This is a genomic window from Fischerella sp. (genome assembly GCF_013388695.1).
Taxonomy (GTDB): Bacteria; Cyanobacteriota; Cyanobacteriia; order Cyanobacteriales; family Nostocaceae; genus PCC9605.
This window is the reverse complement of record NZ_JACAEU010000181.1, coordinates 1-18,841: the sequence shown is the minus strand read 5'-3', so window position 1 is coordinate 18,841 and position 18,841 is coordinate 1. Positions and strand designations below refer to the sequence as shown.

13 protein-coding genes and 1 pseudogene are annotated in these 18,841 nt (G+C 42.9%); 8 read left to right on the top strand and 6 right to left on the bottom strand.

What is annotated here, in order from left to right; genetic code table 11:
- Window positions 1-56 precede the first annotated feature (56 nt).
- From glgB to HXY43_RS24525, 4 genes are all read left to right on the top strand, one after another.
- On the top strand, window positions 57-2,348 hold the full coding sequence (gene glgB / locus HXY43_RS24540; protein WP_290889205.1) for a 1,4-alpha-glucan branching enzyme: 2,292 nt from the start codon (window positions 57-59) through the stop codon (window positions 2,346-2,348).
- A gap of 199 nt (window positions 2,349-2,547) precedes the next feature.
- On the top strand, window positions 2,548-2,682 hold the full coding sequence (locus tag HXY43_RS24535) for a hypothetical protein (RefSeq protein ID WP_290889110.1): 135 nt from the start codon (window positions 2,548-2,550) through the stop codon (window positions 2,680-2,682).
- A gap of 51 nt (window positions 2,683-2,733) precedes the next feature.
- Window positions 2,734-2,955, top strand: coding sequence for a hypothetical protein (locus HXY43_RS24530; RefSeq protein ID WP_290889107.1), 222 nt, complete (start codon window positions 2,734-2,736; stop codon window positions 2,953-2,955).
- A 59-nt stretch (window positions 2,956-3,014) separates the two neighbouring features.
- Complete coding sequence (locus tag HXY43_RS24525; RefSeq protein WP_290889104.1) at window positions 3,015-3,149, top strand: hypothetical protein; 135 nt, start codon at window positions 3,015-3,017, stop codon at window positions 3,147-3,149.
- 139 nt (window positions 3,150-3,288) lie between these two features.
- On the opposite strand, the gene HXY43_RS24520 is transcribed toward HXY43_RS24525, so the two are convergent.
- Complete coding sequence (locus HXY43_RS24520) at window positions 3,289-4,221, bottom strand: alpha/beta hydrolase (protein WP_290889101.1); 933 nt, start codon at window positions 4,219-4,221, stop codon at window positions 3,289-3,291.
- 583 nt (window positions 4,222-4,804) lie between these two features.
- On the opposite strand from HXY43_RS24520, the gene HXY43_RS24515 reads away from it, so the two are divergent.
- The 3 genes from HXY43_RS24515 to HXY43_RS24505 all read left to right on the top strand — a co-directional run bounded on the left by HXY43_RS24515 (window position 4,805) and on the right by HXY43_RS24505 (window position 14,416).
- Entirely contained in the window at window positions 4,805-9,349 is a 4,545-nt protein-coding gene (locus HXY43_RS24515) for a caspase family protein (RefSeq protein WP_290889098.1), read from the top strand.
- Window positions 9,350-9,373: 24 nt separating this feature from the next.
- Window positions 9,374-10,531, top strand: a complete 1,158-nt coding sequence (locus HXY43_RS24510) for a precorrin-8X methylmutase (protein WP_290889093.1) — start codon at window positions 9,374-9,376, stop codon at window positions 10,529-10,531.
- A 507-nt stretch (window positions 10,532-11,038) separates the two neighbouring features.
- The gene (locus HXY43_RS24505) at window positions 11,039-14,416 is read left to right on the top strand and encodes a substrate-binding domain-containing protein (RefSeq protein WP_290889090.1); all 3,378 of its coding nucleotides are present in this window, start codon (window positions 11,039-11,041) and stop codon (window positions 14,414-14,416) included.
- Between the two features lie 85 nt (window positions 14,417-14,501).
- Here the strand turns inward: HXY43_RS24505 and HXY43_RS24500 are convergent, their stop codons facing one another.
- From HXY43_RS24500 to HXY43_RS24480, 5 genes are all read right to left on the bottom strand, one after another.
- A complete protein-coding gene (locus HXY43_RS24500) occupies window positions 14,502-15,395 on the bottom strand; it encodes an ABC transporter ATP-binding protein (protein ID WP_290889087.1) in 894 nt (297 codons plus the stop codon).
- Between the two features lie 171 nt (window positions 15,396-15,566).
- Entirely contained in the window at window positions 15,567-16,340 is a 774-nt protein-coding gene (locus tag HXY43_RS24495; protein WP_026732862.1) for an ABC transporter permease, read from the bottom strand.
- Between the two features lie 559 nt (window positions 16,341-16,899).
- Window positions 16,900-17,331 (bottom strand): transposase, encoded by a 432-nt coding sequence (locus tag HXY43_RS24490; RefSeq protein ID WP_290889082.1) that lies wholly within the window; start codon window positions 17,329-17,331, stop codon window positions 16,900-16,902.
- A 45-nt stretch (window positions 17,332-17,376) separates the two neighbouring features.
- Window positions 17,377-17,622 carry a transposase gene (locus HXY43_RS24485; protein WP_290889079.1) on the bottom strand — a complete coding sequence of 82 codons (246 nt, stop codon included), beginning with the start codon at window positions 17,620-17,622 and terminating at the stop codon, window positions 17,377-17,379.
- 59 nt (window positions 17,623-17,681) lie between these two features.
- Window positions 17,682-17,975: a transposase family protein gene (locus tag HXY43_RS24480; protein ID WP_290889076.1), complete on the bottom strand. Its 294-nt coding sequence runs from the start codon at window positions 17,973-17,975 to the stop codon at window positions 17,682-17,684.
- Window positions 17,976-18,137: 162 nt separating this feature from the next.
- Between HXY43_RS24480 and HXY43_RS24475 the strand changes: the two are divergent.
- A pseudogene (locus HXY43_RS24475) lies at window positions 18,138-18,242 on the top strand (transposase); the annotation flags it as partial.
- Between the last annotated feature and the right edge of the window lie 599 nt (window positions 18,243-18,841).

Here is an 18,841-nt window from a genome sequence, read left to right as displayed (position 1 = left end):
AAAAAAGCAAATTTACTTAGTCACTTTATTCAATCAACGTAGGTAGCTCCATGTCTATGACCACGATCGCCCCCGAACAGGTAAACCGCATTGTTTGGAATCAACATCAAGATCCGTTTGAAGTACTGGGTTCCCATCTCATAGAAGAAAATGGTACCAAAACCGTCTGGGCTGTGCGAGCGTACCTACCTAATGCCAGTGCAGCGTGGGTTATCCTTCCAGAGGAAAGAAAAGAATACCCAATGCAAACCGTGCATCATCCCCACTTTTTTGAATGCGCCATTGAAACAAAAGAATTAGCAAATTACCAGTTAAGAATCAAAGAAGGCGAACACGAGCGAGTCATCTACGATCCTTATGCTTTCCGTTCGCCCCGCTTGACTGATTTTGATTTGCACCTGTTTGCTGAAGGTAATCACCACCGGATTTACGAAAAACTGGGAGCGCACCTCACCGAAGTAGACGGCGTCAAAGGCGTGTATTTTGCTGTTTGGGCACCCAATGCCCGCAATGTCTCCATCATAGGCGATTTTAACCAGTGGGATGGACGCAAACACCAAATGCGTAAAGGTCAAACTGGAGTTTGGGAATTGTTTATTCCCGAACTTGGGATAGGAGAACATTACAAATACGAAATTAAAAATATAGAAGGCCACATATACGAAAAATCCGATCCCTACGGTTTCCAACAAGAACCCCGCCCCAAAACAGCATCGATTGTCACTGATTTAGACAACTATCAGTGGAACGACCAAGACTGGATGGAGGTGCGGCGTCACACCGATCCCCTCACTCAGCCTATTTCAGTTTACGAAGTACACTTAGGCTCTTGGTTACACGCCTCTAGTGCCGAACCACCCAAACTCCCCAATGGGGAAATTGAACCTGTAGTTCCTGTTTCTGAACTCAACCCTGGTGCACGCTTCCTCACCTACCGGGAATTGGCAGATCGACTGATCCCTTATGTTAAAGATTTGGGATACACTCATATTGAATTATTGCCCATTGCCGAACATCCCTTTGATGGTTCCTGGGGTTATCAAGTCACCGGGTACTACGCCCCTACTTCCCGTTATGGCAGACCCGAAGATTTCATGTATTTTGTTGACCAATGCCATAAAAATGGAATTGGCGTAATTGTGGATTGGGTTCCCGGTCACTTCCCCAAAGATGGTCATGGTTTAGCTTTCTTCGATGGCACTCACCTTTACGAACATGCCGATCCCCGCAAAGGCGAACATAAAGAATGGGGTACTTTAGTATTCAACTACTCACGCAACGAAGTCCGCAATTTCTTAGTTGCCAATGCCCTGTTCTGGTTTGACAAGTACCACATTGACGGCATTCGCGTCGATGCTGTTGCCTCGATGCTCTATCTCGATTATTGCCGCAAAGAAGGCGAATGGCTGCCTAACCAGTACGGTGGTAGAGAAAACCTAGAAGCAGCTGATTTCTTGCGTCAGGTAAATCACATTATTTTTAGTTATTTTCCTGGCATTGTCTCCATTGCCGAAGAATCTACGTCATGGCCAATGGTTTCCTGGCCTACCTACACTGGCGGATTGGGCTTTAACTTAAAGTGGAACATGGGCTGGATGCACGACATGCTTGATTATTTCAGCATGGACCCTTGGTTCCGTCAGTTCCACCAAAACAACGTCACCTTTAGCATGTGGTATCACCACAGCGAAAACTTCATGTTGGCACTTTCTCACGATGAAGTCGTGCATGGCAAGAGCAATATCATCGGCAAAATGCCAGGGGATAGATGGCAGAAGTTCGCTAACGTGCGTTGTTTGTTTAGCTATATGTTTGCTCACCCAGGCAAGAAAACCATGTTTATGAGCATGGAGTTTGGGCAGTGGAGTGAGTGGAATGTTTGGGGCGATTTAGAATGGCACTTGTTACAGCATGAGCCGCACCAACAACTCAAAGAATTTTTCAAGGATCTAAACCATCTCTATCGCAATGAACCTGCTTTGTACACTCTCGATTTTGCTCAGGAGGGCTTTGAGTGGATTGATTGTAGCGACAATCGCCATAGCGTAGTCTCCTTCATCCGCAGAGACAAAGACTCTGAAGATTTCGTTATCATCGTTTGCAACTTCACACCCCAACCCCATTCCCACTACCGCATCGGTGTACCAGAACCAGGATTTTATACCGAGTTGTTTAATAGTGATGCGCGTCAGTATGGTGGCAGCAATATGGGTAATCTAGGCGGTAAATGGACGGATAATTGGTCAATGCACAACCGTTCCTATTCACTAGATTTGTGTTTGCCGCCCTTGGGAGTGTTAATTCTCAAGTTGGATAGGAAGAAGACAGCAGAAGTGATGGAATCTTAATCGAGAGGGTGGGCATTGCCCACCCTAAATTTTTGACTGGTGATTATATTTGGAATTTGAAGTCGGTGAGTAGCCTTGATAATTTACGCCCTCTGCGGATGAAAAAAATTCCCTTTTAGTTAGTCCAAACTCTTATCTAGTAAGGATTTGGGCAATCGCTTTGATTCCGAGCGCGTACAATGCAACCCGTTTTGGCACGATGACCTCAAAACTAACGGCTGAGATGAGCTGCTGCCGGAAGCGGGAGCGACGCAGGAGCGGACGCTGGAGGCAGTCAGCTCCATGCCCTTGTTCGGCGGCTGCTTACAGCCAGCGACGCACAGAAGCCCTATAGGGCAAGTAGTCCGACGGGAAGCGGGTCTCCAGGTATTGCTCCTCTCGCGGGATGACCACGAACGACATCAGCGCCACCGCTGGCATGAGGGTGACGAGTAGCCAGAGACTGTTGACCCAGCATGCGACACTACCATTAACACATCTTCAAGTTTGGCGGTTGTGGGACGAAAAGTTTGTTTCAGGCATTGCCAGGCGATCGCCAGCAACGCGTAGGGGTTCAGGGAGAGGATTTGGGTTAAATTTCTTGGAGAAGGGCGATCGCACTCAATAAGCTCACAATAAAATTGAGCAATCGCACCTCTGTTTGGGAAGCGTTATCTAGGTGAACACATGCGATCGCAGTTCTCTAGAAAAAAGCGATCGCAATTCCACAACAAGCTGTCGTTAGATCACAACAAGCTGTCGTTAGATCTCAACAAGTTGTCGTTAGATCGCAACAAGTTGTCGTTAGATCGCAATATGTAGATCCCCCCAACCCCCCTAAAAAAGCAAGGCTGTTTTATTCAATCAGGTAAGGATTTTGTCAAGAGTACTCGCTGTGAAATTTGCTGAAGTTGGTGAGCGAAAAATCACCGCAAAGACCAGAAAATTTCAGTGCGATCGCTTATTTCCCAATAATATTGATAGCTTTCAAAATTGCTTCTGGCTGCGTTTGTGGAATTGCATGGCCTGTTTTGGGTAGAACACATAGCTGGGAGTGAGGGATATGAGAGTGCAATCGATAGGCGTTGACTTTGGGAGAGATAAAATTATCAGCATCACCTATAACTATCACAACAGGGATGTTAATCTCGCCATAATGTTTTTTCATAATATTTAATGTTGATTGCAAACTACTGTTGTCTTGCAGCATGGCTTGAATTTGAATCGGTCTTGCCCACAGTGCTTGTGCTGCTTTAGCATACTCCCTTGGTAAGGGTGTTGGTGAAAACGCTTCACGCAGACGTTTGCGGAAAATACGTCCGATCAGGATCGGGGGTAGAAATTTGAGCAACATTCCTAGTAGTGGGAACTGTGCAAACTTGGCTAGCGGCAAAAGTGCCCGAGTAACTTTGTAGGCTATGGCAGAAATAAGCACAATCCCAGAGATTTCATCGGGGTAGCGCAGTGCATAGGCTAGCACGATAGCGCTACTCCAACAATGTCCAACTAATATCGGTTTCTCAATACCGAGTTTTTGCAACGCACCACGTAACAGTTGAGCTTGCACTAACGGCGTTGCTTGTTGATTAGGGCGAGTGCTATAACCATGTCCGGGACGATCAAAAGCATAGGCACAATATTCTTGAGCAATGCAGTTGAATGTTTCAGGTAAATAATCTTGCAAAAAGCCAGGGTTATCATGCAGCAAAATAACGGCTTGACCGGAACCTTTGCAAATATAGTGCAACTTCACTCCAGCAACTTTCACAAAGTTTCCTTGAGGGGGAAATTCAGCTTCAGCCCGTCGAATTGCTTGATTCGTGTACCAATCGTAAGCGATCGCTACTGCAATTAAAGTCCCCAAAACAATTACTGCAAGAATCAGCCAGAGCATTTATTTACCTTTGCAATTTTTCTGCTTCAGGCTATAGTCTACATCCTTAATACTTACATCTTGTGTGATGCAATTTAAGAATGATGCACTTTCATAACAATTACAACCAGGATTGAGATATCGATCTAAAATTCGATTACTTGTAAAAAGGTCAATCAATTTTTTATAACCGAGTTTTCACTAACTTGCTTGTAGCTAATTAACATAGCAATTCGTGCCCTCTCCCCTTCCCCTCTCCCAATTTGGGAGAGGGCGGGGTGAGGGAAGTACTATCTTTGACTGCTATTTAGTATGACAGAACCCGGACAGAGACAGTAATTCCCAATCCAAAATCTAAAATCCAAAATGGTATGACATACAACCAGGCGATCGCACTAACAAAACTAGCCAGTTGATTCCAAAACCATAAAAAAGCTATTTGTCAAATATTTAGCAGAGAAGGGCGATCGCTAATAGTCTCTTTTAGGAAACTGCATAACTTGCATGTGGTTTCACCTATTTTATTAGGTAAGCAGACAGTTCAAACTGAATAATAGCTGACCTGAACAACACGTCACGTGAACAAAGAAAAAACTGGGGTGCTATGTCTGAGTTCTCGCGCAATCTAGCGTTTGTGATTGGGATTAACAATTATGGTAATGGCATTTCTCCTCTGCAAAACGCGGTTAACGATGCCAAAAAGCTAGTAGAAATTCTGCGTACAAAGCATGATTATCACGTATGGGTGTGCTTAGATGAGGTAGCCATCCTTAGTAATCTGAAAAAATTCCTCGAACAAACTCTACCACAACAAATTAAAGCAGATGACCGTCTGCTGTTTTACTTTGCTGGACATGGAATTGCCCTCAATGGCGATGATGGCCCGCAAGGTTATTTAATCCCCCAAGATGCCAAGCTAGGAGACACCAAAACTTACCTACCGATGACCCAGTTGCAGGAGTGCTTAAGTAATTTGCCCTGTCGTCATTTCTTGGGAATCCTTGATTGCTGCTTTGCTGGTGCTTTTCGCTGGTCGAGTACTAGAAACTTGTTACCTGTGCCAAAAGTCATTCACAAAGAAAGATACGATCGCTTTATTACCGATCCAGCCTGGCAAGTCATTACCTCTGCTGCTTACGATCAAAAAGCCTTAGATGCCTTCGTGCTCAACACCGAACGCGGTCAAATCGGCGACCATTCCCCTTTTGCCGCAGCTTTACTGGAAGCGCTAGAAGGTAAAGCTGATGCCTATCCTCCTGCTGCTAATGGTAAATCATCAGGAGATGGGGTAATTACTGCTACTGAATTGTACTTATATTTGCGCGACGCAGTTGAACCAGGAACAGAAGGATACCGCCAACGGCAAACCCCCGGTATCTGGCCTCTGAAAAAACACGATAAAGGCGAGTATATTTTTCTAGCTCCTGGGCATCCACTCAACTTACCCCCAGCGCCACCCCTAGATGAATCTCAAAATCCCTATCGTGGCTTGCAATCGTTTGATGAAAGACACAGTCACCTGTTTTTTGGCAGGCAAGCTTTGACCGAACAACTGTATCAATACATTTTGGGGCAACCATTGACAGTGGTGCTGGGGGCTTCGGGTACGGGTAAATCTAGCTTAGTTAAGGCGGGATTGATTCCTTACATTAAAAGGATGCAGAACCCCACCCCCGTTGATGGGGAGGGGGCAAGGCAGCAATGGCGTATCCTAGCTCCAATGCGTCCCGGAGAGTCTCCATTACGGGCTTTAAATAATACGCTGACACAAGAAAAATCACTTATTTATTCTATTACCAGCTTGCCTTCCATTGAAAAATTAGAAACTCTTTCTACCAATCTGGCAACTTGGATGGAATTGAACCCGCAGTCAAATTTACTACTAATAGTTGATCAATTTGAAGAACTGATCACTCTTTGTCGGGATGAACAAGAGCGGGAAAACTTTATCAACTTTTTAGCGAAAGCTGTAAACGAATATCCAGAGCAGTTACGCTTAGTGCTGACACTACGAAGTGACTTTGAACCCCAATTTAAAAATACTGCCTTAGAACGACATTGGGCAGCAGCTCGATTTATTGTACCAGCGATGACACGAGGGGAATTGCGTCAAGCAATAGAAGAACCTGCATCTGCCAAAGTGATGTATTTTCAATCAGACGATCCCAATTATCCTTTGGTCGATCGCCTGATTGATGAAGTAGCAGATATGCCTGGTACGCTGCCTCTATTATCTTTTACACTGAGTGAGCTTTATCTCAAGTATTTAAAACGGCAAAGAATCGCTCAACAATACGGTGAAACAATTGACCGAGCGATCGCCGAGGCAGATTACCGAGAATTGGGTGGAGTGATGCGGAGTCTCACCCAAAGAGCGGATAGTGAATATGAGGAGTTAGTCAAACAGGATCGAGCCTACGAACAGACAATCCGCCATGTGATGTTACGAATGGTAGCAGTAGGCGGGGGTGAGTTGGCACGCAGACGAGTACCGTTATCGGAATTAGAGTACCCAGAACCAGAAAACGCAAGGGTAAAGGAGGTAATTAGGCGGTTCTCAACAGCGCGCTTACTTGTGGAAGGACAAGACACAGAAGGGAACCCATATGTAGAACCTGCCCATGATGCGTTAGTGCGAGGATGGCAAAAGCTGCTGGCGTGGAAACAAGATGCGGAGGAAAATTTAATTTTACAAAGGCGGCTGACCCCAGCAGCCCAAGAATGGAAAAACATCAAATCCAAAAAACAGCCAACAGATTTTCTCGCCAAAGCCGAACCTATTTTAAAGTTGCTCGATCGCAGTTTTTACTTTGCCGAAAATTTGTGTAACAAAATAAATACTAGGTTTGTGCGATCGCGACGACGTACATCAGATCGCCAAGAGCAATCCAAAGAGAAACCACGGCAGTTTCTTTGGAATGCTAATCCCTATCTCGAAGTATTGCATGAGCAACTCAAGTCTGGCGATCGCTGGTTTAACCAGTTAGAAGCTGAGTTTGTGCAGCAAAGCGTGATGCAAAAACAAAGGAATATTCATCTGCGTTGGAGCACTGCGATCGGTGTTATAACTGTATCAATTGTGTTGACTACTTTGACTCTGTTTGGTCTGAGAGGTACGCTAATAGGTCAAATCCGTACATCTAGAAAAACCGCTGAAGTAAGTTTGAATCAGAACCAAACGTTAGATGGAATGCTAGAAATTTTACACGCAGGAAAAATTTTTCAGCACCCTCTTTTGTGGTTATTTCCCACAGAACAGAAGCTACGGGAGCAAGTGAGAGGAACACTGCAAAAAGCGGTTTACACAGTCAGAGAAAGTAACCGCCAAGAAATGTATGAACGCCCACTCAGAAGCGTCAGTTTTAGTCCGGATGGTAAACAATTAGCTACCAGTGGAGATGACAGTATTGTTCGTGTGTGGAATATGCAGGGTCAGGTGATGACAAAATTGCAGGGTCATACCGACTCTGTTAGAAGCATTGTTTTTAGTCCAGATGGTCAGCTATTGGCTAGCGCTGGGGATGACAGCATTGTCCGCGTGTGGAATATGCAGGGTCAACTATTGGCAGAATTGAAGGGGCATCAAGGTTCGGTTAGAAGCATTAGTTTTAGCCCTAATAATTTGCTGATGGCTAGTGCTGGAGATGACAGCATTGTTCGCATATGGAATATGCGAGGTCAATTGATGACACAATTGCAGGGACATAAAGGTTCGATCAAAAGCGTTAGTTTTAGCCCGGATAGTCAGCTAATAGCTAGCGGTGGAGATGATAAAATTGTCCGCGTGTGGAACTTGCAGAATCAGCAAGTAAAGGAATTGAAAGGGCATCAAAAGATAATCAACGGTGTCAGTTTTAGCCCGGATGGTCAGCAACTGGCTAGCGCCGGAGAAGACGATACTGTCCGCCTGTGGAACTTGCAAGGTCGGCAATTGAAAGAATGGAAAACGCAACAAATTAAACCCTGGGATGTGGCGTTTACCCCAAATGGTCAGCAATTAGCTACCGCAGGAGGTGACGGTACTGTTCGTTTCTGGAACTTACAGGGTAATGAGATGGAGAGATTTGTAGGGCATCAAGGCCCGGTCAGAAGCCTTAGTTTTAGACGGGATGGTCAGGTACTAGCTAGCGCCGCAGATGACCTGACTGTTAGACTTTGGAATCTACGGGGTCAACAATTTGCAGAGTCAACAGGCCATCAACAGTCTGTCAACAGTGTCAGCTTTAGCCCCGATAGTCGCCAAATTGTCAGCGCTGGTAATGATGGTACTTTCCTCTTGAATTTGCAAAATCGGCAGTTAATAAGCTCAACAGTAAATCGAGGCTCGTTTAAGGGTGTTAGTTTTAGCCCGGATGGTCAGCGATGGGCAGCGGCTGGCAAAGATGGCATTATTCGCCTATGGAATTTGCAGGGTCAGCTGTTGGCAGAATTGAGAGGGCATCAAGGGTTAGTCAACAGTGTCAGTTTCAGTCCAGATGGTCAAAAATTGATTAGCGCAGGAAATGATGATACTATCCGCCTATGGAAGACGCAAAATCAGCACGATTCTCCACAACAGCCCCTGGTTTGGAAAGCACAGCAACAAGGAGTTAACAGCGTCAGTTTTAGCCCGGATGGTCAACTAATTGTTAGTGCTGGACAAAATAGTACTGTTTTTGTTTGGGACTTGCAGGGTCAGCAGCAAAAGAAATTTGAGGAGCATTTAGGGCCTGTTCATAGTTCGGTATTTAGTCCAGATGGTAAGCAAATAGCCAGTGGCGGAGAAGATGGCACTGTTCGCTTGTGGAACTTGCAGGGCGAAACTATTAGACTATTTCAACTATATGGGCCAAGAGTAATGTCATTAGTATTTAGTCGTGATGGCAAGAGAATTATCAGCGGTACAAATAACGGCAATGTGCAGTTGTGGGATGTGACAACGGAAGACCAGCTGCCTTTAGCAGCATGGGAAACGGATGAATCATCGGTAAACAGCGTCGCTTTGAGTCAGGATGACAAGTTACTAGCTACAGCCGGCAATGATGGTACTGTTAAGGTGTGGCAGATTGAATCTTTTGACGAGTTGATGAATCGGGCTTGCGATCGCCTTCATGATTATCTGAAGAATAACACCCATCAGAATCGCGATCGCCGTCTCTGCAACAATTAGTGTTGTATGGTTGTTGGGGTTGATATGAAAACTGATTGCTTAACTATTAAAGAACTTACCGAAGCAGTCGGGGACGGTATTACGCCACGGATGGTGCGACATTACCATCAATTGGGATTACTACCCCAACCAATGCGATCGCGCAGCAACTATCGCCTTTACACTCAAAAAGATGTGATTCGATTGCAACGCATTGTCGCACTAAAGCAGCAAGGTTTCCAGCTTAACCATATTCGCCAAATTCTCGAAGTTGAACCACAAACAGATACAACTGCCAGTTTGATGGCACAACTTCAGCAGCAATACCAGACTGTGATGCAGCAAATCTCCCAATTGCGGCAAACTGCATCTGCATTAGAAGGTTTACTAGGACGCGATCGCGATTGTCAAATCATGCAAGCTGAAGTGCTAGCCCAACTCAAGTTAATAGAAGTAGAAACTAAGGCTGGATTGGGGGAGTTGGAAAAACTCTGGAGTGGTTTGGATGCTCAAATTCACGCTCATCCAGAAGATTTTCACGAATCGCTACAATGCTTGTTACCCGATCTGTCGAAGCATTCTGCAATTGAACGAGACTTGATTTCTCAATTAGTGCTAGCTTGTGGAGATGTGAGTTTAGCGTCGTTTGTCAGGTTCAGTTCAGAGGCGATCGCCACTAGTCGTCAAGCCCTTAAATCGGGATGTCAGGTGATTGCAGATATTCCCACAGTTGCAGCTGCTTTAGACCAAACACGATTAGTTCACTTAGGATGTCACCTAGAAACTTTAATTGACAATCCCCACGTTACCACTCCCGCGGAAGCAGAACAGGCCTTTTGGCAAGATCGGCAATGGCAGGAAAGATTGCAGAAAGTAACAAAAGATTGCATTTTCGTAGTTGGTTATGCACCTTCGATACTACTATCGATTTGCGAAGCTATTGAACAACAGCGCATTCAACCTGCACTAGTAATTGGCATGCCCATTGGCTTTAGCCATGCTCCCGCTGCTAAGCGACAACTCATGCAAAAAAACGTTGCTTGGATTGTCATACAAGGGACTTTGGGAGGTGGTTTGTTAGCAGCTACTACCTTAAATGTCTTAGTTGCATCAGTAATTGAAAAACCTGATTGTCATTGTTATCTTAAGCAGAAAGACGGCAGTTGCTACAACGGTCTTAACCTGCGCAACATAAAAAAATAATTTAATTTTGTTACGATTTATTTTGTATATTAAACAAGCTAATAATACATTTAATATCTAAATTTTTAGTGAAAATTTAGATAAATTGTTTGATTTACACCCTGAGCAGAAACCAATCTCAGTAGATCAACTCTAGAAATTTATATATAAATTATGGTTATCTTCTGAAGATAAGGATTGAAATATCTTTAATGATGTCAATACCTACTTCTCAAATTAGTTCGTTAAAATTGTTGCTTAACTTCTGAAAAAAAATAGGGTCAAAATAGCTGAAAAAATAATAAAGATTGTAATATTAAATACTTTAAACAATCTCAAATGAGATTAACGCGAGCCAAACAAGCTAAGATAATTAAGTATAAATAAACACTAGTGCTTGCCCCAACTTAAGAAAAAGATAACACAGATGTATAATTAGCGCGTTTCCTCCAGAAAACAAATAGCGATCGGGACAGATTTATTTTCTGTTTACTCTACCCAAATTCCTCTAGCTTAATAAGAGGGCATATGTGGCAAAAAGAAAAAAAAGATAATTCGATAGTCGGTCTGGCATTATTGCTGACATTAGCAACAACCCCAATGGCAGCCACTCTTGTGGAGTCAGACTCGGCACTGGCGCAATCTACCGAGGTTCCAACTTTTCCACTACCGCAAACAGTGTCGAGTGGCACTACTGTGCGGATCGATGGTTCAAGTACCATGAGTACGATTAACCAAACCCTGAAACAGCGATTCGAGCAACAGTTCTCCGGTACTACAGTGGAAGTTGCCGCCAACGGTCAATATACAGCACTGCAAGCCTTGCAAGAAGGAAAAATTGACATAGCAGCAATTGGTCGCGGTCTGACGCCGGAGGAAAAAGCACAAGGTTTGGAACAAGTGCGTTTGCGGCGAGAAAAGATTGCAATTATAGTTAGTGAAGATAATCCCTTCAAGGGGAACTTGACTAATCGACAATTTGCCCGGATTTTCCGGGGCGAAATTACAGATTGGTCGCAAGTAGGTGGAACTGCGGGTAAGATTCGGGTGATCGATCGCCCGCCAACCAGCGACATTCGAGATTCTTTTCGCAGCTACCCAGCCTTCGAGAATGTGAAGTTTGCCACAGGCTCAACAGCTACCCAACTCATTGAGGACAGCACCGCCGAAGTTGTCAAACAACTAGGCAAGGATGGTATTGGCTACGTTTTAGCCAGTCAGATATCGAAACTCGAAGGTGTGCGAGTTCTCAAAATACATCAAACTCTGCCAGATAATCCTAAATATCCCTTCTCTCAGCCTTTAGTATACATTTACAAGAAAAATCCCAGTCCAGCAGTGGCTAGTTTTCTGGGCTTTGCGACTAACTCACCCGGACAGCAGGCTATGGAGGAAGCAAGAAGTGCTGAGGCGGAAGCGATCGCAACTGCGGTAAAGGGAGGAGAATCGCAGATTGCTACGGACAGCAATGCTACTGCCTCACCTAATGCTAGTGTCTCGCCATTTTTGTCAAGTGAAAGCGACGCTACAACCAGCCAAGCAAATACTGCTTCTGATAACTCCACCTTAGCGGCTCCTGCTGGTAACAATCAAACTGCCCAATCTCAAAAAGTTGGGTGGTTGGTGTTTTTCTTCGCTATTTTGGCTGCATGTGGCTCATTATTATGGTTATTGCGAAGAAAACGCCCACCTCAAAAAGGGGAAACAAAGGCAGCACCGGAATCAGATCCGACTCTCCCATCACCAGAAACGGCATCACCGGAGATTCCTAATATCGGTGCAACCACTCAGACAACATCCGATTTGACACCAGAGGTAAATAACACCCTACCCAGTCAGAATTTAGCTGCAAATCTTACTCCCACCGTCGCTGCTAGCATAGGAAGCGGTGCTGCCGCTCTAGCAACGGGAGGTACACTAGTATCAAAATGGTCAGAGAAAAACCCAGAAACCGTAGCTACAGATGAAACCAAAAACGTACAACCAGCGGTATCTGAACTAAATTCTCCATCTCAAATGCGATCGCCATTTGATGATGCCAATGGAGTAGATTTAGAAGCACCGGTGGCAGTTGTCAAAACTTCATATCCTCCACTATCAGAAATTAATCAAGCCTCATCTAATGTGCAACCAGGAGTGCAAGAAACCACCCAAATCACAAGTGAGCAGTTGTCTGACAAAAGTTCAGCAACACCACTCAGCGATGTTGCCCAAATGAAAGCACCGACAGCTGAGATGGCAACTTCTGATTTATTAACTATGGATTTTTGGGCAGATATAGCCCAAGAACAAACACCAACAGTACAACAACCAAATACTCCTCAAATAGCATCCAAACCAGAAGATTCGTTGAGAGAGGAAACAACTGAAATCCCCAAACAACGCAGTGTTTCGGCAGTTGAATCTGATGCAGAAATGCCAGTAGCTGATGTTATTGCTTTTGCTTCCGAACAACTAGACGCTACTGAAATTCAGACACCGCAGGCACGAACGATTCATGAGGAAGATACAATTTTCCAACCACCAAATATAGAATTGCCCCCAGTGGTGGAAGTTACTGATTCGACTTCTGCACAACAGGATGCAACCGAAATTCAGCCACCGCAGGTACGAACAGTTCATGAGGAAGATACAATTTTCCAACCACCAAATATAGAATTGCCCCCAGTGGTGGAAGTTACTGATTCGACTTCTGCACAACAGGATGCAACCGAAATTTCGCCACCACAAGCACCATCTATTCATGAAACAAACACAGCTCCTCAACTACCTGATTTAGAAGTGCTGCCAGTGGATGAAGTCACCGATTTTGCTTCCCATGAACAACAAGACGTGACTGAAATTTCGCCACCACAGACACCATCTATTCCTGAAACAGATACAGTTTCCGAGCGATCGCCTACTGTTTCTGAAGAGGCTTTGGATTTGGAAGCGCCAGTAACAGTTGTCAATACTTCATATCCTCCACTACCGGATGTTTGGGAAGATACAACTCCAGAGCCAGCACCAACAGCACAACAACACGATATCCCTGCTGTTATATATGATGCAGGAACTGCTCCAGAACTACCTGAAATTTCCGAAGATTTATTAGATATGGTAGCAGATGCAGCAGAACCAACTGTTAATATTACAGAAGTAGATAATACTGCAAACATCTCTCAGCCTTCAGAACAGCTAACTCCACCAGCAGACTCAGTAACAATTGGATCGTGGGCTGACATTTATGGCATAGGAGAAAATAATAACTCAAATCATTTGCAGGCTCATAATGTAGACGAAGCTGCATCCATAGCATCCACAGCAGCTGTTGAATCAAAAGATGTAAATGCTGAGAACAGTATTGTTCTTTTACCACGCACTCCCAAATGGGCTTATGTTTATTGGAAAGTGTCTGATGCTGCTAAGAAGGCGCTGCGACAACAAGGTGGTTCTCAATTTGCGTTACGAATGTATGATGTCACTGACATTGATCTGAGTTATCAAACTCCCGTACTTGTGCAGCAGTATGAATGCGAAGAGACAACAAACGATCGCTATGTAGCGATTCCAGCAGGCGATCGCAACTACATGGCAGAAATTGGCTACACCACAGAAGATAGTCATTGGTTGTTAATAGCACGCTCAGAAATTGCTCGCGTTTTCAACCGTCCCGATAAAGATTTCTGGTTTGTAGCTGATGCTGAGCTAATTATTCACGGAGCAACTGAACCAGGTTCAACCGTAACCGTTGGCAATCATTCTATTAAACTCAAACCTGATGGTACTTTCCATTTGCGTATTCCCTTTACAGAAAATTTGATTAACTATGTGATGACTGCTATTGCTGCTGATAGCAAACAGGCTAAAACCATTCGCATGCACTTTTCTCAAGACACTCCAGAAAAAGATTCTAACAGCCAGTAACAGAATTGTTGTGTGTTGGCTAGTAGTTAGTAGTTAGTAGGTAGTTAGTAGTTTATAACAACCACTAACCACTAACCACTAACCATTAGCATTTTTGTGTCAACTCTAGATAAATATGCTCTAACCTAACAGGTTGCCGTGAAATTGAATCAATGGCAATGCCATCAAAGCGTGCGATAATATCCTTTAATTCTAAGTGTTCCGTTAACCAAAAAGCCAAATCATTACCATAACGCCGAGGTGTAAAACCATATTCAATAGCTAGTGCGATCGCTTTTTCCTCTTCTTGAGTCTGCACCACGATAATTTCTTTGGCCGGAATGCAAGTACGCAATTCTTCTATACTACCTTCAGCGAGAATTCGACCATTTTTTAAAATACCAATTCTGCTACACAAACGCTCTGCTTCATCTAATAAGTGAGTAGTTAGTAAAATTGTAATTCCCTGATTTTTCAGTTGTTTGATCAACTCCCAAATTTCATATCGTGCCTCAATGTCTAAGCCTGTAGTCGGTTCATCCAAAATCACTAATTTCGGCTGATGTACCAAAGCAACCGCTATATTCAACCGCCGTTGCATCCCACCGCTCAGTGTTTCTACTGGACATTTAGCCCTATCTAATAAATTTACAGCCTCTAGGGTAGCTTTGAGCCGCTGCCGTCGTTTTATCCGATCCAAACCGTAAATTTTGGCAAAAAACTTGATATTTTCTTCACAAGATAAACTTTTATATAACAAATTTTCCTGTGGTGCAATACCAATTATTTTTTTTGTTGCTTCTGAAACTGGTTGATGATTAATTTTTACTATACCGCTATCACCTTGTAACAAGTTACAAATAATATTTATTGTTGTAGTTTTTCCCGCCCCATTTGCACCCAGTAAACCATAAACTTCTCCAGGCTCAACGTGCAGTGTTAAATTCTGAAGAACTTTTCTATTACCAAAAGACTTATTCAGATTTTCTATATGCAGCATATTTTTTATATTATTTAGCTGAACTTACATTTAACCGCACCAAATCATCAACTTATTGCAAAAATCCAGTTTGATGGTGGAGATAAATATAGAGCACGATTGATTGATAATTGGTAGTTTTATTTCCCATTACCTATTACCAAATTCCTCGCCCCTTGTGGGCGAGGAATTTTAAAGTTTTCTTTCTATTATCAACATTCTTCGATAAGATAACCAACCACCCAGAAACATTGTGAAAGCGAACCCTGATAAAAACTGAAAATGAGACGTAATATCTTTTATGTTGTTCCCCTGGAAAGATACTGCCACAAGTGCTTCATTCATGTGATAAATAGGATTGATTTTGGCAATATCAAGTAGTGATTCAGGTAAAAAAGTAGTAGGAAAAAAAGCTCCGCCTAAAATTAACAGAGGGACTCCAAAAGCAGCAACTAGAGAGTTAACATCTTCAGTACGACGAGCCAGTTGTGTACCTAAAATAAACCCTAAACCAACGTAAGCAACAATGCTCATGAAAATAATGATTGTGCCCAAAAACATAGAACCCTTAAATGTTGCACCCCAAAATGCAGCAATAGTATAAATAAGTAATGTCTGCCCAAAGCCAATGCAGCTATGAGCTAAAAAAATTCCTAGAAAATAGGATGTACCACTTAAAGGAGAAATAAACAAGCGCTTGAGGGTTTGTTGTTCTCTTTCTGATACCACAGTGGCAACACTGCCACCCAAACAACTAAAAAACAGCGCTGCTCCCACCAATGTTGAAGGAGCAGCATATTCAAAACCTCGCTCTGTTGATAGTTTCAGGCTCTCTGATAAAATAAACCCGTTGATCAACAGTACAGAAACAGGAAAAATAGTCCAAAGAATCAGGCTGCGTTTTCGCCGCAATAGTTCAATTAAAATACGCTGAGTTACAGCAATCGTTTCACGCCAAAATTTCATCTTGATTCAGTTGCAACGGTAGTCAGTCAATACTCCCATTCAACCGAGTAAGCCCTGTTTTTGATCGCACATCAACTTTAAGTATTAGTGCTTTAACAGGAACGCTAGATAACTCTCGGTTTACTTAGTCAAAACTAACGGTTTTTCAACAAGATACCCTAAACTTAACACAAATGTTAAGTTATGTTAATCACTTTATCTGTCTTGCGGCTGATACCTAGATACATGATGGGGTGTAGGTCGCAAGCATTCCCATAACGTCGCATTTGGATAAAAATTACTGGTTAGATGGAAAAATTGGCGTTGCTGAATCAAGGTATGAATTGTCATTCTGAGCGGAACTTTGTGGAGCGAAGAATCTCGATAGATGCTTCGTTTCGCATTGCTACACTCAGCATGACAACATCAAATTCATACTTCAAATCAGCAACGCCGAAAAATTTATTTCTATTTTTTCTAAATGCTGTGTTTGAAATTTTGAATGCAAGTACCGCTATAATGCGGCTATTTTTGTCTCTTTCTGTTGTGGGGTAAAGGTGCGATAAGCTGCTAATGCATCCTATTTAACTTGTTCGGGAACAATGGGGAAGGTGCTGAGGATGTAAGCAAATTCTGCTTCCGTTAAGTTGTAGAGGTGCGCTATCATTCCGTCGAGTTCGGCGCGGAGTTTAGCGCGATCGCTTTCCTCGGTAATGCCACATTGTAGAAACGTTAAATTTAACGTCTCTATAGCCAGTTCGTCAAATTCTGGAGTAGTGCAGATGAGTTTGGCGGCGCGTTGTACGATGTCGGAGAAATAGCAATCGCCTTCTGTTAAAGATGGTATTCTAAGTGCATACATGAAGTGCATATCACAGTGTGCTGTTTTTCTTTGTGTATCTAATTCTTGATTTATTTGTGCCATCACATGAAATCTGTCTGCAACTAATTGAGCATTTGGCATCAATTCTGTGACTAACTTTTTATAGCCTTGCCATAAATCTATACTCACCTCTTTTATTTTTTCTAAAACTTCTGTTCCCCATCCATTCAGGGTTTATTTGATTATTTCTTGTGTTCTTCCATTCAAAATAGCCAGGAGTTTAGATGTGTCTAAATCTATTAATACTGCACAGTAATGCCCTTTACCTTTAACTAAGGCTATTTCATCTATTCCTAGCCTTTTTAATCCAGATGGTTTAGTATCACCTCTAGCATCAGATGCGTCTTTTAACATTCTTTCTATTTCTTCTGTTGTTACTATTCCTTTGGACGCTATACTGTGAATATCATTGTCTAACACTTCTTGGATTACTTTCTCTGCCAGTCGTTTTGTATAAGTTCTTTTTTTCTGTACAAATTCTAGCTCCTCACTAAAAGGTTTTTTACATCTATTGCATTTAAATTGTCTTCTTGTCTTCTATTTATTTCTAAAAATACCTGTTTCTCTCCCCAGGGTAAATCTTTGACAATATGCCGATGATTTTGATGCAATTTCTCACTTTTTGTTCCACAGTGTGGACAAACACTGTATGATATTGTTGACTGCGTTTGTAAGATAACTCCAATCCCATCATAAAGGTTTTCTCCTACGACTTTTATATCTTTTAAACCCAGGAGTTCTGTTAAAACCTTTATGGCTCTTTTCTTCATCATTGCTGAATATTTATCACAAATTTATTCTTGTTGTATTTACACTTAACAATAAATATTGCTTCTGTGTCAAGTAAAACAAGGTTTTTCTTCACTATTTGGATAAATCTTTTACTGCTTTTTGCCTTTTTATTTCATGGTTTAGCATAACAAGTCCTAAAGAACCAAAAACTACCTGCATTATGGACACCGACCTATTTTGTTGTAACAACTGGTCAAGTCAGCACCGAGGTAGTTAAAAGATACATTGAGAATCAAAAAGGCAAATAGAAACACGAGGCTAAAGCCTCTTGGGTCGGGTTTCATCCCCTGGATAAATCTCAGGGGTTCTCACCCTCCCACATTAGTTTTGATAGATTTTTACTGCGGGAGCGGTATGATGGGCAAATAAACAACACTTTTCAGATTTCAGATTTGTGTAGAAATATGTAGAAAAATGTGACATCAACCAATACCAAGTTGGATTCTAACATATCATTCTGTAGACGCTTCTGCGGCTACTCTACGAGGAGGGCTACGCCCTAAGTGTAGGGTAGAATCTCCGATATGCTACCCTACGAGGAGCTGCTGCGCGTCTATGCTGTCCTCAGCATGACAGATTACTTCATTGACTGCAACTTAGTAAGCTAAAGCACATTTAAATTGCACAATTATATTTTCTCAATCTCTTATGGGGTGATCCGGACAGCCCGCCAAAGTTATGCAAATTAGATGTGGAACAGCTTAAAAGCAATTAAAAAGCCCCTCTATTTATGAAGAGGAGGCTTTTGTGTGGAGTATAAGTCCTGGCATCGAGCTATTTTGGCGGTCGGCAACCCGACAACTATCGTCGCCGCAGCAGCGTTTCACAACTGAGTTCGGGATGGGTT

Coding starts and splice junctions, on each gene's coding strand:
- HXY43_RS24505 (WP_290889090.1), top strand. CDS start 11,039: ATGTGGCAAAAAGAAAAAAAAGATAATTCGATAGTCGGTCTGGCATTA.
- glgB (WP_290889205.1), top strand. CDS start 57: ATGACCACGATCGCCCCCGAACAGGTAAACCGCATTGTTTGGAATCAA.
- HXY43_RS24495 (WP_026732862.1), bottom strand. CDS start 16,340: ATGAAATTTTGGCGTGAAACGATTGCTGTAACTCAGCGTATTTTAATT.
- HXY43_RS24530 (WP_290889107.1), top strand. CDS start 2,734: ATGACCACGAACGACATCAGCGCCACCGCTGGCATGAGGGTGACGAGT.
- HXY43_RS24515 (WP_290889098.1), top strand. CDS start 4,805: ATGTCTGAGTTCTCGCGCAATCTAGCGTTTGTGATTGGGATTAACAAT.
- HXY43_RS24525 (WP_290889104.1), top strand. CDS start 3,015: ATGCGATCGCAGTTCTCTAGAAAAAAGCGATCGCAATTCCACAACAAG.
- HXY43_RS24480 (WP_290889076.1), bottom strand. CDS start 17,975: ATGATGAAGAAAAGAGCCATAAAGGTTTTAACAGAACTCCTGGGTTTA.
- HXY43_RS24500 (WP_290889087.1), bottom strand. CDS start 15,395: ATGCTGCATATAGAAAATCTGAATAAGTCTTTTGGTAATAGAAAAGTT.
- HXY43_RS24535 (WP_290889110.1), top strand. CDS start 2,548: ATGACCTCAAAACTAACGGCTGAGATGAGCTGCTGCCGGAAGCGGGAG.
- HXY43_RS24520 (WP_290889101.1), bottom strand. CDS start 4,221: ATGCTCTGGCTGATTCTTGCAGTAATTGTTTTGGGGACTTTAATTGCA.
- HXY43_RS24510 (WP_290889093.1), top strand. CDS start 9,374: ATGAAAACTGATTGCTTAACTATTAAAGAACTTACCGAAGCAGTCGGG.